Genomic DNA, 14,784 nt, shown 5'->3' on the forward strand with positions numbered 1-14,784 from the left:
ACAATTCCTGAACGAAACTTTAACTAGAATGTTTAAGGATGAAGAATATGTAAGCGAACGGCACCTACATTCTGCAACACTTAAAACAGACTCAGAAGCTGAATATTTGATAAAGTCTACATTGATAAGTCCGTTGTTAGATTTAATTGGAAAAGCTCTACATAAAATCCGTTGTAAACCAACTTGTTGTCTGTTTGAAGCTGGGGTTTTGTGTTGTAAGAACTTATGGAAGGATTCCTTTTGGATTTGAAGTAGGTTAGGAATATTATGCATGTAACTACTTTTGGTAAAGCTCTTTCTTTGGAACGCTAACGCTAGGTTTTCATTATTCATCATTCTACGTTTGCTTTAGCACCAACGGTTTCTATCTTGGTTTTAATTTCTTCTGCTTGCATCTTATTCAGATCTTTCTTTATCAGTTTTGGAACATTTTCTACAATGTCCTTTGATTCTTTGAGACCTAAACCAGTCACCTCTCTGATAATCTTAATGACAGCTATTTTGTTGTTACCAACAGCAGTTAGAATTACCTTAAGCTCTTTGCTATCAGGACTAACGTTAGGTTTTTGATCTTTGGAGTTTACATTAGGTTTCAAATTGGTTAGGCTATTTGAGATATTAAACCTTTTTGCGAGTGCTTCTATCAAGTCATTTAATTCTGTTACGGTCATTGATTCAATCTGTTTCAATAACTCGTCTTTAGACTGCACACTTCCTCCTATTTTGTTTTGTTGGTTATTGTTCTTAAGATGGTTAGAAACTTAACCACGAAAAGCTTTAGAACTAAATATAGTTTAGCTGTTAACTCGCTTTTGGTTGGGAGGTTGGCTATTCTGATGATATCTTCTTTTTCTATCAGTTGTTGGTTGTTTTGTATTGCAAACTTAACTTTGTTCGTATGGACATAGCCTGAGTCTTTGAGAAGCTGGGAAATAGCTTTTATGTCTTTACCATAAACATGCATTAACTGACCTGTAAGGTTAGTTCTCATTTCTTTAGTAAGCTTCAGGGTTTTCAACGTTGCTTTCAATAAGCTGTTAGGAAATACCTTTATACATATGTTCTGAGAAACTGTTTTAAGTCTAAGTTGAGTTAGCAGTTGAGAACTTATATTGCTGAAGTCACAAAAAACAACCAGCGTATGGATGCTCATTAGTTTTAATATTGCTGTTGCACCTGCTTTGTTCTTTTTAGAGATCTTCATTCGAGAAGTTCCAGATGTCAAAGATCCTTTAACGAACCTAAACAAATATGCATACCTTCGCTCATTGTACTAGAGAGTACTAACTTCTTTAGATAGCTGTTTGTGGTTACATTATTTGGTTTGAACCTTAATATTTCTCTGACTATGCGGGTTATGTTTTCACTAAGAATAAAGAAAGGAAAGCTTAGTTTACCTATTGAAACATTTATAGAACCCGACTTACTAGCGTGAAAACATGTCTTTCTGTTTATTAAACCTAAGGAGCTTTTGATGGAGTCTTTTGCAGTTATAACCTTTGTTGGTTTTAAGTCTGAGTAGTTTAATGTGGTCTTTAAGTTGTTAGGTATCAAAAGCACATGCAGTTTGCGGTTTATTATATCTCTAGGTTGAAAGCTTCTGTTCTCAACAACATATATTCCTGCTTTTCTGGCAGCATTGATGTTAAGCTCTGCGTATTTATGGCGTTGGGTTAGTCTTGGAACGGCTTGAATATGGACGGCTGCTAGTTGGGTTGGTTGATATGCTCCAAGCAGTTTAGAAGTATATATCATGTTGTGGTTAGCTTTAAAAGAATCATGCAACACAATGGAAATATCTACTGACTCTTCAAACCTCGAACTGAGCTTTTTCTTTATATGGTTAAATGCATCTATTATAGACCAAGTTTTATTCATAGTGTGTTCCGACTTTCACTTTGACTCTCATAGACTTTATGGTTCCTTTGATTGTTTTTATAGCTTTGACTAGGTTTAGCGTATTTAGGTCTCTGAGCTTTATTTCAGCAATGGTTTTTACGTCTGTATAGTCTATATAGGTTGTTTTAACGGAATGTATGGTTTCGACTCTAGCCAGCTTTTTAATTAAACTTGAGGTCAATGAAGTTCTTGTTCTGATCTTGAAGCTTTTGTCTTTCTGGATGCTTACAATTGTAGGCACTAATGTTCCTGTTTCTATGGGTTTTGTTAGCATGTTGAAGGTGTTACAGAACTCCATTATATTAACACCCTTTTGTCCCAATGCGGGACCAACCGGAGGACTGGGGTTTGCTTTTCCTGCTGGTATAATTAACCTCAAAGTGCATACTGGCTTTTTTGTATCCATGTGGGAGAACCTAGTTAGGATTGGCTGAGCTAGGAGAACAATCTTAAAACAGCTGAAATGAGGCTATCGTAAATGTATGAGGCTAACGAAACTAACGAAACAATGAACAGACTTACAGTAGCTTCTTCGACTGCCTTCCACCCCAAGCTTCTCCATCGGGTGCACAGTAGTCTTGTCAGGCTGAGATGTTCTTTCCTACTGTCAGCCTGTTCTAGCATAGAAAAAGGGGATCTCTTCCAACCCAACTCAACTCAACTCCAACTCCAACTCCAACTCCAACCCCAATGAAAGTATTCATGATAGCTTTCTGATTAGATATAGATACCCATATAACATGCTGTTCCATTTTTGGTTCCATTCTGAAGTCCTTATATCCATATAAGCTACTGGAACCCTCCTTCTATATTCATTCTTTTATATCCATCTATACTACTTCTATACTCATTCCCCCCCCCCTCTAACCAAACCCAAACCAAACTCTCAACACTCTCTATATACTTCTCTATATTCTAGCTCTATCTTCTACCACCCACATCCTCCCCACACTTTCTTCTGTTCGATTCTTCTGACAAATGCATACAGAGGAGCCTGACAATACTTACCTTTGCGTGGATCAAGCCCACACTATTCTCAGCGTAAGACCGTTTCACTCAACCTGTTCGGAATGGTAAGGTGTGGTTCCGATCTTCTGTGGTTGTCAGGCTTGTATTAGATATAGGTTTAAGCCTCACGGATCATTAGTATTGGTTAGCTAAACATATTACTATGCTTGCACACCCAACCTATCAACGTCCTAGTCTAGAACAACCCTTTAGGATAGAACCCTGGGATATCTCATCTTAGGACAAGCTTCCTGCTTATATGCCTTCAGCGGTTATCTTTTCCAAACGTAGCTACCGGGCAGTGCCAATGGTTTAACAACCCGTACACAATAGGTTTGTCCGTTCCGGTCCTCTCGTACTAGGAACAGCTTCCTTCAGATATCCAACGCCTACGGTAGATAGGGACCAAACTGTCTCACGACGTTTTAAACCCAGCTCACGTACCTCTTTAAATGGCGAACAGCCATACCCTTGGGACCTGCTTCAGCCCCAGGACGAGATGAGCCGACATCGAGGTGCCAAACACCGCCGTCGATATGAACTCTTGGGCGGTATAAGCCTGTTATCCCCAGAGTACCTTTTATTCGTTGAGCGATGACCCTTCCATACAGAATCACCGGATCACTATGACCTGCTTTCGCATCTGTTCGACCTGTTTGTCTTACAGTTAAGCACGCTTATGCCATTACACTATAAGTACGATTCCCGTCCGTAGTTAGCGTACCTTTGTACTCCTCCGTTACTCTTTAGGAGGAGACCGCCCCAGTCAAACTGCCCACCATACATTGTCCCTGATCCGAATAACGGAACAGGTTAGACATCTAAGCTGAAAAGGGTGGTATTTCAAGGTTGGCTCGGTACGAACTGGCGCCCATACTTCAAAGCCTCCCACCTATCCTATACAGATCGACTTAAATCTCAATGCAAAGCTACAGTAAAGGTTCATGGGGTCTTTCCGTCTAGCCGTAGGTAGATTGCATCATCACAACCATTTCAACTTCGCTGAGTCTCAGGAGGAGACAGTATGGCCATCGTTACACCATTCGTGCAGGTCGGAACTTACCCGACAAGGAATTTCGCTACCTTAGGACAGTTATAGTTACTGCCGCTGTTTACTAGGACTTTATTTGAAGGCTTTCACCTTCTCAATTAATCTTCTAGCACTGAGCAGGCGTCACACCCTATACTTCCACTTCCGTGTTAGCAGAGTGCTGTGTTTTTATTAAACAGTCGCAGCCACCATTTCATTGCAACCTCTTGAATCTTATGATGTTGTATCACTTATTCTCAAGGCATACCTTATCCCTAAGTTACGGTATCAATTTGCCGAGTTCCTTCTCCTGAGTTCTCTCAAACACCTTAGAATATTCATCCTGTCCACCTGAGTTGGTTTGCGGTACGAACGCCACACTTTTAAACCGTTTAGAGGCTTTTCCTGAAACCATCAGTAACCACTTTAGACTCGTATTGCACCCAGGGAAACATAGTACAAATATCTGCTTGGGTTTTTCCTAAGCATTCCTTCAATACAATAACCAGAGGAGACCACGTTCTTGGCTAGTTACCTTTAGTTTGTTACCCCATCACTTTAGTGTAAGCGGCACAGGAATATTAACCTGTTAGCCATCGATTACGCCTTTTGGCCTCACCTTAGGCTTTCGGCTTACCCTATGTCGAACAACGTTGCATAGGAAACCTTGGACTTGCGGTGAAAAGGATTCTCACCTTTTTTCTTGCTACTCATGTCAGCATTCGCACTTCCGATACCTCCAATACTTTTAGCAGAGTACCTTCGTTGGTTTACGGAACGCTCCCCTACCACATAGCTTCATATGTTCGCAGCTTCGGTATGCAGCTTAGCCCCGTTATATCTTCCGTGCACCCAAGCTAGATCAGTGAGCTGTTACGCTTTCTTTAAATGATGACTGCTTCTAAGTCCACATCCTGATTGTTTTTGCTTGGACACCTCGTTTTACACTTAGCCGCATTTAGGGACCTTAGCTGGCGATCTGGGTTGTTTCCCTCTTGACGTTGGACGTTAGCACCCAACGTCTGTCTCCCATGATTGTACTCTTTCTGGTATTCGTAGTTTGCTATGGAAAGATAATCTTAAAGATCTCTAAGCCATTACAGTGCTCTACCCCCAGAAGTAAGAACATGAGGCGCTACCTAAATAGCTTTCGGGGAGAACCAGCTATCTCCAGGTTTGATTGGTCTTTCGCCCCTATTCACAGGTCGTCCCCTAACTTTACAACGTTAGTGGGTTCGGTCCTCCAGTTAGTATTACCTAACCTTCAACCTGCCCATGAATAGATCACCTGGTTTCGGGTCTACATTCAACAACTTGATGCCCTTAAAGACTCGCTTTCGCTGTGCCTTCCTGACTAAGTTAAGCTTGCTATTGAATGTAACTCGCTGACCCATTATACAAAAGGTACGCCGTTACTTTACTTAGAGACAACCTAGAAGATAGGCTTAAGAAAAGCTTCGACTGTTTGTATGCACACGAATTCAGGCTCTGTTTCACTTCCTTTTCGGGGGTTCTTTTCACCTTTCCCTCACGGTACTTGTTCGCTATCGGTTGATCACTTGTATTTAGCCTTAGAGGATGGTCCCCCTATCTTCAAACAAGGTTTCACGTGCCTCGTTCTACTTTATACTGCATGTAGTACGGTATTAACTTTTACCTACAGGACTATCACCTCCTATGGTCATTCGTTCAAGAATGTTCGGTTAGTCAAAGCATACTCTCCAAATGCACGGCTCTTCCCTGTTCGCTCGCCACTACTAAGGGAATCTCATTATTGATTTCTTTTGTCTGTGGATACTTAGATGGTTCAGTTCTCCACGTTCGCTTCGCTAAGCCTATGTGTTCAGTTTAGGATAAGCTATGTTAGTTTAGGTTTACCCATTCGGAATCCTCCGGGTCAAAGCTTTCTTGCCAGCTCTCCGAAGTTAGCGTTGGCTGAAACGTCCTTCTTCGCCAGTGATCACCAAGGCATCCATCATGTGCACTTTCTTACTTAAACCTTCATACAGCTCCACAATGATAGAAAACGTGAACGTTCGAACAGCTCCCCTTTTATATATGCTTGTTAAAGGAGGTAATCCAGCCACAGGTTCCCCTACAGCTACCTTGTTACGACTTCACCCCAGTTATGAACCTTGCCTTTATGGATTCCCGGTTTCCTGATATATGGATTAGGTTAACCATTTCTGGTAAGACTCGCTTCCATGGTGTGACGGGCGGTGTGTACAAGACCTAAGAACGTATTCACCGTGGCATTCTGATCCACGATTACTAGCGATTCCGGCTTCATGCGCTCGAGTTGCAGACCGCAATTCGAACTGAGGTTAGGTTTGTGAGATTGGCTCCTTCTTACGAATTTGCAGCTCTTTGTTCTAACCATTGTATGACGTGTGAAGCCCTACCTATAAAGGCCATGCGGACTTGACGTGATCCCCACCTTCCTCCAACTTATCATTGGCAGTTTCTTTAAAGTGCCTGTTAAAATAGGAGCAATTAAAGATAAGGGTTGCGTTCGTTGCGGGACTGAACCCAACATCTCACGACACGAACTGACGACAACCATGCAGCACCTGTGCGCCAATCCTCTTACGAGTACTTCCGCCTCTCGGTAGAACTTTGGCCATGTCAAAGGTAGGTAAGGTTCTTCGCGTAGCATCGAATTAATCCACATCATTCACCGCTTGTTCAGGTCCCCGTCAATTCCTTTGAGTTTTAACCTTGCGGTCGTACTTCCCAGGCGGTCGATTTAACGCGTTAGCTACGTCACTGAAAGGAAAAGGGGTCCTTCCAATGGCTAATCGACATCGTTTAGGGCGTGGACTACCAGGGTATCTAATCCTGTTTGCTCCCCACGCTTTCGTACCTCAGTGTCAGTATCGGACCAGGGGACTGCCTTCGCCTTTGGTATTCCTCCAGATATCTACGCATTTCACCGCTACTCCTGGAATTCTATCCCCCTCTTCCATACTCGAGTTTGTTAGTCACCACAGCAGTTCCTAGATTGAGTCTAGGGATTTCACCAGCAGTCTTAACAAACAACCTACGTACTCTTTACGCCCAGTGATTCCGATTAACACTCGCACCCTACGTATTACCGCGGCTGCTGGCACGTAGTTAGCCGGTGCTTATTCTTTCGGTACCGTCATGCTACTTAATTGTTGGTTAGGTAGTCTTTCTTCCCGAACAAAAGTGCTTTACAACCCGGAGGCCTTCATCACACACGCGATATTGCTGGATCAGGGTTGCCCCCATTGTCCAAGATTCCCCACTGCTGCCTTCCGTAGAAGTCTGGACCGTGTCTCAGTTCCAGTGTGGCTGACCATCCTCTCAGACCAGCTACTGATCGTTGCCTTGGTAGTCATTTACACCACCAACTAGCTAATCAGACATTGACCACTCCTGAAGCGTGAGGTCCCGAAGGTTCCCCACTTTTGTCTAACGACATTATGCGGTATTAGCTACCGTTTCCAGTAGTTATTTCTCCCCCACTTTAGGCCATGTTCCAATGTATTACTCACCCGTTCGCCACTCGCCGGCAAAGAAGCAACTTCTTTTATCCGCTGCCGTTCAACTTGCATGTGTTAGGCATATCGCAAGCGTTCAATCTGAGCCAGGATCAAACTCTGACGTCTATATTCCCGTGCACTTAAAAATGTTATCAAAGCTGAGTTCAATACGTTCAAGCTGAGAATTAAGGAACTTAAAGGATGGTTCGTCGTTTGAATGCATAACAACGGGGTCAACTACAGATTCTTATAGCTAATAACCCTTCTGTTAAAAGCTTATGGTTTAACTAACTCCAGTATGGAATGTGGCCTATTGCTCTTTGAGGAATTACCTTCTTCATAGGCTTTATGGGTTTGTTGGTTCTTCCAGCTCTCCTCCAGCTCCAGCTCCTTCTCCTTCTCCTTCTAACTATCCACCTTTCTCCTCTCCTTTTCTTAAGCCTATCTTCTTTCTTCTTTCTCCTTCCTCGAGAGGACATGCAGTAAAGGACAGCTATTGGGTTTATGGTGTGTGGTTTATGGTTATGGTGTTGGAGTTTGTATTTGTTAAGAAGAAGCCTTTTGGGTCGTTGACTGTTGAGACAGATGGGGCTACTAAAGCTGGATGTCGGGCTCTGATTCATGAAGTACAGAGAAAAGAGACACCTTTTAGGCATGTGTTAACAAATAAGAATAATTGGGAGTCAGGCCAAAAAGCATAATCCTTAAGAGTTGTGATAGATAAGCGTATTTATTAAACTATTTTTCCAAAGGTGAAATGTTATGTTAAGCGTAATAGCTCTACATCGAAAATGGGTTGGTAAAAGCAGTTTGGCAACTAAGAAAGATAACAGCGTTCGAGGTTTCATAAGTGGAAGCTTTTCAGTTCCAATCTCCATAAAACAAGAAGCAGTGGAGAGGCTTTTAAAAGGAAACCAAAGGATGTGCTGTGTGCTAAATACATTGTATAAAAGAACTAAAAGCTGTGTAGTTACCAAAGCAATTCAGAAACATTGTGTAAGTGAAGCAGTTTTGCATATAGACTTCTTATCTGTGAACCAAAACGATAGAGTTAATATAAAAGTTCCAATCAAAACCGTAAAAGAACCAAAGAGGCAAGTTGGGTTGTTGTGGGCTTTGGTTAAAAATGAGATAGAAGTGAGTTGTTTATACAATAGAATGCCTAGAGTTTTAGTTTTAGATGCCTTTGCATATGAAGTGGAAAAGCATATATTTTACGTTAGAGATCTATACCTTCCTGAACATGTTGGGTTATCTTTACAGGAGCAACTGAAGGATTCATTACTACTTAACATGATGAATATAAGGCTTAAAAAGGCTGAAACAGCAGAATGAGGTCCTTGTAGTTCTGCTACCCTTTGAAGTTCTGGAGGTTTTACTATTTAAACAATGTCTATGTCTGGTTTTCAAATGAAGGAGAAGTCAGGTTCAATTATCAAGAGAATTAATGATGTGCTTTAAGCTTCTCCAACCAACTCTTTTGCATCGGGCTATGTTTCAAGTCATCTCGGGTTGCTCTTTCAAATTCCATTAAAATACTACGTTGGTATTCACTTAGTTTTATAGGCACTTCAATTAAAACGTGAACATACAGATCTCCATTCATATTAGACCTAATACTTTTAGCTCCTTTGCCCTTTACTCTGAATATTCTATTGCTTTGAGTCCCTTCTGGAATGTTAAATGTGACGTTATTTCCTAAAAGAGTGGGAATGCAAATATCTCCACCTAATGCAGCTACGGTATATTTTATAGGAACATGACAATGCAGATCACTTCCATTTCGTTCAAAAAGTTGGTGTTGTTTTACATTGATCTCAACAAAAAGATCTCCGTACATACCTGAACTGTTAACATCTCCGTGTCCAGAAACTCTAACCTTCATACCACTTTCAATGCCACTTGGTATTTTAACTGATAACCTCTTTCTTTCTTTTAGCCTACCAGAACCCTTGCAGCTAACGCATGGGTTTGTTATCACTGTTCCCGCGCCATTACAAACTGTACAAGATTGCTGAATGCTAAAGAAGCCTTGAGATATGTGGTTGACTCCAAGACCTGCACAAGCTGAACAGGTTTTAGGCTTTGTGCCTGCTTTCGTTCCTGCGCCATTACAAGCGTTACACAATATGTGCCTTGAGATCTGAATCTTTACCTCATGACCCCGGATAGCCTCTTCTAAAGATACTTCAGCTTTAGCAAACACATCGGTACCCCTATTAAATCTTTTCTTCCTTCGATTAGAGCTGGAGCCACCAAAGAAGTCTGCAAAAATGTCTTCAAACGTTCCAGTGAATCCTCCAAAACCATGACCCATATCTCCTGACGCTGTTTGTTCACCTAAGCTATGTCCGTGTTGATCGTACAATGCGCGTTTCCTTTTATCCGATAAAACCTCATATGCTCTCTTTACTTCCTTAAAACAGGCTTCGGAGTTACTGTCTGCGTTTCTATCTGGATGATACTTCATAGCAAGTTTTCTATATGCTTTCTTTATTTCTTCGTCACTTGAATTCCTATTTATGCCCAGCACTTCATAATAATCCCTTTCTGACATTCCTTCAGAGCTCCTGCATTAGATAAAGAATTCAAGCTTGTCGTTCTGTTCCCATTACAAACGTTTCTATGAATGTTAGCTTAAGCTTAAGTAATTATCTCTTTAGCTTTTGATGTCTGCATCAACTATGTCGTTTTCGTTTTCTTTAGTCTTGTCTTGGTCTTTAGTGGTTTCTTTTTTGGTAGCATACATTTGTTCTCCAATGACTCTTGATTCTTCAATAAGATGTTTGATTCTTGAGTCAATTATGGTTTTATCATCAGACTTCAGAGCTTCTTCAAGAGATTTAATTGATGTTTCTATCTTTTCACGAACATCAGCTTTAAGTTTGCTACCATATTCCTTTAATGACTTCTTAGTACTATGAACTAAAGCATCTCCTTGGTTTTTGGAATTAACGAGTTCTTTTAGTTTCCTGTCCTCTTCTTCGTTTAGCTTTGCATCTTCAACCATCTTTGATATTTCGGACTCTGATAAGCCTGAGTTAGCTTTTATTGTAATTTTATTCTCTTTACCTGTTGCTTTATCTTTAGCACTAACATGAAGTATTCCATTAGCATCAATATCAAACGTTACTTCGATTTGAGGTATTCCTCTTGGTGATGGCGGAATGCCTTCAAGGTTAAACTCTCCTAAAAGCTTGTTCTTAGCAGCTATTTCACGTTCACCTTGGAATACTTTTATGGTTACTGAAGGCTGGTTATCTTCAGCTGTTGAGTAGATCTGTGAGTGTTTAGTTGGAATGGTTGTGTTTTTACTTATCATTTTTGTCATTATGCCACCCAAGGTTTCTATACCTAAGGACAATGGTGTTACATCTAACAAAAGAACGTCCTTTCGCTCACCTGATAATACTTGTCCTTGAATTGCTGCCCCAATAGCCACTGCTTCATCTGGGTTAATATCTCTTCTAGGTTCTTTCTTGAAAAAGCGTTTAACTCTCTCTACAATCTTCGGCATTCTGGTTTGACCACCTACAAGAATGATATCATCTATTTCAGACTTGTTTAACTTAGCGTCTTTGAGAGCTATCCTACAAGGTTCCATAGTTTTTTCAATCAAATCTTCAACCAATGCTTCCAGCTTTGCACAAGTCATTTTAAGATGTAAATGCTTTGGTCCGTTTGCATCGGCGGTTATGTATGGTAGGTTAACTTCGGTCTGTTGGCTGGACGATAGTTCTATCTTTGCTTTTTCGGCGACCTCTTTAAGTCTTTGAAGAGCCAAGATGTCATTACGAAGATCAACTCCTTGGTCCTTTTTGAATTCACTTATTATATGTTCCATGATTCTCTGATCGAAGTCTTCACCTCCAAGAAAGGTATCACCATTGGTCGCAAGAACCTCAAATTGCTTTTCTCCATCAACATCAGCAATCTCAATAACTGAAATATCAAACGTACCACCTCCAAGGTCATATACTGCAATCTTGCGGTCTTTCGCTTCTGTTTTATCAAGACCATAAGCTAAAGCAGCCGCTGTTGGTTCATTGATTATCCTCTTAACCTCAAGACCTGCTATTCTCCCCGCGTCCTTTGTTGCTTGTCTTTGGCTGTCATTGAAGTAAGCAGGGACTGTAACTACAGCGGACTTAACTAACTCCCCTAGATAATCTTCAGCCGTTCTTTTCATCTTTCGTAGTATCTCCGCAGATACTTGAGGTGGTGCTATTTTTCTACCCCTAACCTCTATCCAGGCATCAGAGTTATCTGCCTTTACTATCTTGTACGGCATTATATCTATATCTTTCTGAACCTCTTTATCTTCAAAGCGACGTCCAATTAAACGCTTGATGGCAAATAAGGTGTTCTGTGGGTTTGTAATAGATTGTCGTTTAGCAGGAGCCCCAACTAAAACCTCGTTATTGCTTTGATATGCTACAACAGAAGGGGTTGTACGGGAGCCTTCTGAATTCTCAATAACTCTTGGCTTGCTGCCTTCCATTACGGCTACACATGAATTTGTTGTTCCAAGATCTATACCTATAATCTTAGTCATTTAGCCTCCAGCTGTCATGTTGATTAAGGATAACACACTTTCTTGAAACTATTACTAAAGCGGGTCTAAATAAACGACCGTGTATTAAGTGGCCTTTTTGTAGGACTGAAACCACAATATTATCTGGTTCATTTGTTTCTAGTATTGCAACGGCTTGGTGAAACCTGGGATTAAACATTTGATGTAACGGATTTAGTGTGGAAACCTTATTTCTTTCTAACACCAACCTAAACTGCCTGATGATTAAACCTATTCCTTCCTTTAACTGCCTAATGCTTGATGAGTCACTTAAAACTAACTCTAAGCTGTCCAAGAATGGGAAAACACCCTCTGCAAACTTTTCTACTGAAAGCTTCTTGGACTTTTCCAGATCTTCGTGTGCTTTCCTCCTGATGTTCTCTAGTTCTGATCTGGTTCTTAGGAGGCGTTCTTCTAAATCTATTGACCTCTCATACAGCTTCTTTAGTTCTTCGTTGTTGGCTTTGTTGATAATAAACTCCGGGGTTGCTTGAGGAAGCATCTTTTTAGTGGTATCAGAAACTGCTCTCTTATCGATTGCTTCTGAGTTATAAGGTTTGCTTTTCATGGTCTATGATTTGTTAAGTGATTGATATTGAACAGTATGGAAAAACCATGCGAAGCATGAAAAACCATGCGAAGCATGAAAAACCATGCGAAGCACAGCTCACATTCTGTTGAGTTACGATGATGTATTTAACTGAACTCACCATAGACTACTGTTTCTAAGGAGGAACAACAAATGAGAAGTAGAACGTTCGAATGCATTGACCCATCAACCTTAAAAGAAAAGCTTAGAGTAAACATAAGAACCGTAAACTTCATTAAAAATGTGAGGGGTTCTGTTAAAAGAATTGTAAATGGCACCGATAACAGACTAATAGTAATAATAGGTCCATGTTCAATTCATGATATAGAATCTACAATGGATTACTGCTATAGGCTTTCAAAGATAAGAACTCAATTACAGCAAGACCTTGAAGTTATTATGAGGGCATTTCTTGAAAAGCCTAGAACGTCTGTAGGTTGGAAAGGTTTGCTAAATGATCCATATTTAGATGGGAGTTCTGCTATCGACAATGGCTTAGAAGCTTCAAGAAAGCTATATCTTCAAATTAACAAAGCTAATGTGCCAATAGGTGCTGAGTGTTTGAATCCAATAGCTGTGTGGTTTATTCATGACCTGATAGCCTGGGGTGCTATTGGAGCTCGTACTACTGAATCTCAGGTCCATAGAGAAATAGCTTCAGGTTTACCTTTTACTGTTGGTTTTAAAAATAATACAGAAGGAGCTATCTCAACTGCTATCAATTCGATAACAGCAGCTGCAAACCCACACTACTTTCTTTCCGTTAATAAAGTTGGTAAAGCATCGATCATTGCAACCGATGGGAACAGCAGCTGTCACTTGATTCTAAGAGGTGGGCATAAGGTGACTAACTATGATTCTCAAAGTGTCAGAAACGCTAGTACATATTTAAAGCAAACAGGCCTAAAGAACAAAGTATTAATAGATGTTAGTCATGCTAACAGTAAGTCGAACCATGTTGAACAGGCAAGAGTGTGCAAAGAAATAATAAAGCAAATAAGCAATGGTGAAAGAAGACTCTTGGGAATTATGATGGAGTCTTACTTAACGGAAGGAAAGCAAACGAACGATAGCGATAGCGATAGCGTATGTGAATGTGGATGTGGATGTGGATGTAAAGCTAGATATGGTAAAAGTATTACTGACGCATGTATTGGATGGGTTGATAGTGTTGATATGTTTAAAGAGTTAGCATCTGCGATTAGAATTAGACGTAAGGTTTCACGTTAAGATATTTTTAATGAGGAACGTGCCATAACTTCAGAAGCTACAACATGAATTCCTATTTGGTGAGATATCTTTTTATATATTTTAAATATGTTAGGATGTAAATACTTGTTTGGTGTAGGCTTATGCTGAGAGGATTTAAGGAGCTGTCCGAGAGTTAAATAACTTATTCCACAGCTTCTAAGGTCACAAACAGTGATCAAAACTTCTCCTACAGCTTCTCCAAAACCTAATATAATACCAGACTTAGGCTTGGAGCGTTGGTTGAGTTTATTGAACTGACCTAGCAGCAAAACTGAATTTAAGTATTCGGCACCAAGCTTAACATTAGTATACAGCCTAGGAATCGTTTCTATGTTATGATTAATAATGTTGGGTAACCTTCCCTTAAATCCATTACACACAGACTTAAGCTTACTTTTGAAATCAGGAACTAACAACTCAGTGGTTAATTTAGGATAATTTCTTTTAAGTTCAATTACACACCTAATAAACTGCTCAACTCCTCCATCTGATAAGTCATCTCTATTAACACTAGTCATTACAATATGGGTTAAATGTAAGCTTCTTAGAGATCTGATAATATAGAAAGGCTCTAGTGGACTTATGAATAATAAACGATCTTTGTGGACACTACAGAATGAACAGCTTCTGGTGCAGCTAGCACCCATAACTATAAAAGCAGCGGACTTACTTTTAAAGCATTTATGAATATTTGGGCAGTTCGCATCCTGACACACCGTCCTAGCTTTACTGGTTCCTAATATTACTTTTGTTTCATTGTAGTGTTTACGTTTGGCACCTAAACTGATTCTTGCCCAACATGGTTTCCTATTTAAGTATAAATATGTGTACATCATTTGTAGTTCTTGATTTGGTTTAACAACGGAGTACCACATTCAAATGTCCAACAGTTGAAGCCTTGCAGTAAACCCTTTTAACAACTGCATTC

General features: G+C 40.3%; 13 protein-coding genes and 3 rRNA genes. 3 read left to right on the forward strand and 13 right to left on the reverse strand.

Annotated elements, in window-relative coordinates:
* The 9 genes from FKM95_RS00435 to FKM95_RS00475 all read right to left on the reverse strand — a co-directional run.
* The coding region (locus tag FKM95_RS00435; protein WP_226338819.1) for a hypothetical protein at positions 1-336 on the reverse strand (336 nt) is incomplete at its 3' end.
* On the reverse strand, positions 333-710 hold the full coding sequence (rplL, locus tag FKM95_RS00440; RefSeq protein WP_159128950.1) for a 50S ribosomal protein L7/L12: 378 nt from the start codon (positions 708-710) through the stop codon (positions 333-335). The genes FKM95_RS00435 and rplL, both read right to left, overlap by 4 nt.
* Before the next feature lie 8 nt (positions 711-718).
* Positions 719-1,204, reverse strand: a complete 486-nt coding sequence (gene rplJ / locus FKM95_RS00445; protein ID WP_159128951.1) for a 50S ribosomal protein L10 — start codon at positions 1,202-1,204, stop codon at positions 719-721.
* A gap of 17 nt (positions 1,205-1,221) precedes the next feature.
* Positions 1,222-1,878 carry a hypothetical protein gene (locus FKM95_RS00450; protein ID WP_159128952.1) on the reverse strand — a complete coding sequence of 219 codons (657 nt, stop codon included), beginning with the start codon at positions 1,876-1,878 and terminating at the stop codon, positions 1,222-1,224.
* Positions 1,871-2,305, reverse strand: coding sequence for an uL11 family ribosomal protein (locus FKM95_RS00455; RefSeq protein WP_159128953.1), 435 nt, complete (start codon positions 2,303-2,305; stop codon positions 1,871-1,873). Before FKM95_RS00455 ends, FKM95_RS00450 begins: the two co-directional genes overlap by 8 nt.
* Positions 2,306-2,891: 586 nt before the next feature.
* Positions 2,892-3,007, reverse strand: a 5S ribosomal RNA gene (rrf, locus tag FKM95_RS00460).
* 14 nt (positions 3,008-3,021) lie between these two features.
* A 23S ribosomal RNA gene (locus tag FKM95_RS00465) occupies positions 3,022-5,936 on the reverse strand.
* Between the two features lie 68 nt (positions 5,937-6,004).
* Positions 6,005-7,569, reverse strand: a 16S ribosomal RNA gene (locus tag FKM95_RS00470).
* Together the 16S, 23S and 5S rRNA genes form the textbook arrangement of a ribosomal RNA operon.
* A 161-nt stretch (positions 7,570-7,730) precedes the next feature.
* On the reverse strand, positions 7,731-7,922 hold the full coding sequence (locus FKM95_RS00475; protein WP_159128962.1) for a hypothetical protein: 192 nt from the start codon (positions 7,920-7,922) through the stop codon (positions 7,731-7,733).
* Positions 7,923-7,967: 45 nt separating this feature from the next.
* Between FKM95_RS00475 and FKM95_RS00480 the strand changes: the two genes are divergently transcribed.
* Both FKM95_RS00480 and FKM95_RS00485 read left to right on the forward strand, forming a co-directional pair.
* Positions 7,968-8,144 carry a hypothetical protein gene (locus FKM95_RS00480; RefSeq protein ID WP_206167471.1) on the forward strand — a complete coding sequence of 59 codons (177 nt, stop codon included), beginning with the start codon at positions 7,968-7,970 and terminating at the stop codon, positions 8,142-8,144.
* 61 nt (positions 8,145-8,205) lie between these two features.
* Positions 8,206-8,778: a hypothetical protein gene (locus FKM95_RS00485; RefSeq protein WP_159128960.1), complete on the forward strand. Its 573-nt coding sequence runs from the start codon at positions 8,206-8,208 to the stop codon at positions 8,776-8,778.
* Positions 8,779-8,887: 109 nt separating this feature from the next.
* Here FKM95_RS00485 and dnaJ read toward each other — a convergent pair whose 3' ends face one another.
* The 3 genes from dnaJ to grpE all read right to left on the reverse strand — a co-directional run bounded on the left by dnaJ (position 8,888) and on the right by grpE (position 12,584).
* Positions 8,888-10,000 carry a molecular chaperone DnaJ gene (gene dnaJ / locus FKM95_RS00490; RefSeq protein ID WP_159128959.1) on the reverse strand — a complete coding sequence of 371 codons (1,113 nt, stop codon included), beginning with the start codon at positions 9,998-10,000 and terminating at the stop codon, positions 8,888-8,890.
* Between the two features lie 102 nt (positions 10,001-10,102).
* Entirely contained in the window at positions 10,103-11,998 is a 1,896-nt protein-coding gene (dnaK, locus tag FKM95_RS00495) for a molecular chaperone DnaK (protein ID WP_159128958.1), read from the reverse strand.
* Positions 11,991-12,584 carry a nucleotide exchange factor GrpE gene (grpE, locus tag FKM95_RS00500; protein ID WP_159128957.1) on the reverse strand — a complete coding sequence of 198 codons (594 nt, stop codon included), beginning with the start codon at positions 12,582-12,584 and terminating at the stop codon, positions 11,991-11,993. The genes dnaK and grpE overlap by 8 nt, the downstream gene beginning before the upstream one ends.
* 174 nt (positions 12,585-12,758) lie before the next feature.
* Here grpE and FKM95_RS00505 point away from each other — a divergent pair, with 174 nt between their 5' ends.
* Positions 12,759-13,835: a 3-deoxy-7-phosphoheptulonate synthase gene (locus FKM95_RS00505; RefSeq protein WP_159128956.1), complete on the forward strand. Its 1,077-nt coding sequence runs from the start codon at positions 12,759-12,761 to the stop codon at positions 13,833-13,835.
* On the opposite strand, the gene FKM95_RS00510 is transcribed toward FKM95_RS00505, so the two are convergent.
* A complete protein-coding gene (locus FKM95_RS00510; protein WP_159128955.1) occupies positions 13,832-14,731 on the reverse strand; it encodes a lipoyl synthase in 900 nt (299 codons plus the stop codon). The genes FKM95_RS00505 and FKM95_RS00510 overlap by 4 nt on opposite strands.
* Positions 14,732-14,784: the final 53 nt, after the last annotated feature.

Source organism: Candidatus Tremblayella phenacoccinincola (assembly GCF_009805595.3).
Classification (GTDB): domain Bacteria; phylum Pseudomonadota; class Gammaproteobacteria; order Burkholderiales; family Burkholderiaceae; genus Tremblaya; species Tremblaya phenacola_D.

What these genes read in the sequence shown, in the direction of transcription:
- FKM95_RS00485 (WP_159128960.1), top strand. Translation starts at nt 8,206, where the DNA reads ATGTTAAGCGTAATAGCTCTACATCGAAAATGGGTTGGTAAAAGCAGT.
- FKM95_RS00480 (WP_206167471.1), top strand. Translation starts at nt 7,968, where the DNA reads ATGGTGTTGGAGTTTGTATTTGTTAAGAAGAAGCCTTTTGGGTCGTTG.
- dnaJ (WP_159128959.1), bottom strand. Translation starts at nt 10,000, where the DNA reads ATGTCAGAAAGGGATTATTATGAAGTGCTGGGCATAAATAGGAATTCA.
- FKM95_RS00475 (WP_159128962.1), bottom strand. Translation starts at nt 7,922, where the DNA reads ATGTCCTCTCGAGGAAGGAGAAAGAAGAAAGAAGATAGGCTTAAGAAA.
- FKM95_RS00450 (WP_159128952.1), bottom strand. Translation starts at nt 1,878, where the DNA reads ATGAATAAAACTTGGTCTATAATAGATGCATTTAACCATATAAAGAAA.
- rplJ (WP_159128951.1), bottom strand. Translation starts at nt 1,204, where the DNA reads ATGAAGATCTCTAAAAAGAACAAAGCAGGTGCAACAGCAATATTAAAA.
- dnaK (WP_159128958.1), bottom strand. Translation starts at nt 11,998, where the DNA reads ATGACTAAGATTATAGGTATAGATCTTGGAACAACAAATTCATGTGTA.
- FKM95_RS00455 (WP_159128953.1), bottom strand. Translation starts at nt 2,305, where the DNA reads ATGGATACAAAAAAGCCAGTATGCACTTTGAGGTTAATTATACCAGCA.
- FKM95_RS00510 (WP_159128955.1), bottom strand. Translation starts at nt 14,731, where the DNA reads ATGTGGTACTCCGTTGTTAAACCAAATCAAGAACTACAAATGATGTAC.
- FKM95_RS00505 (WP_159128956.1), top strand. Translation starts at nt 12,759, where the DNA reads ATGAGAAGTAGAACGTTCGAATGCATTGACCCATCAACCTTAAAAGAA.
- grpE (WP_159128957.1), bottom strand. Translation starts at nt 12,584, where the DNA reads ATGAAAAGCAAACCTTATAACTCAGAAGCAATCGATAAGAGAGCAGTT.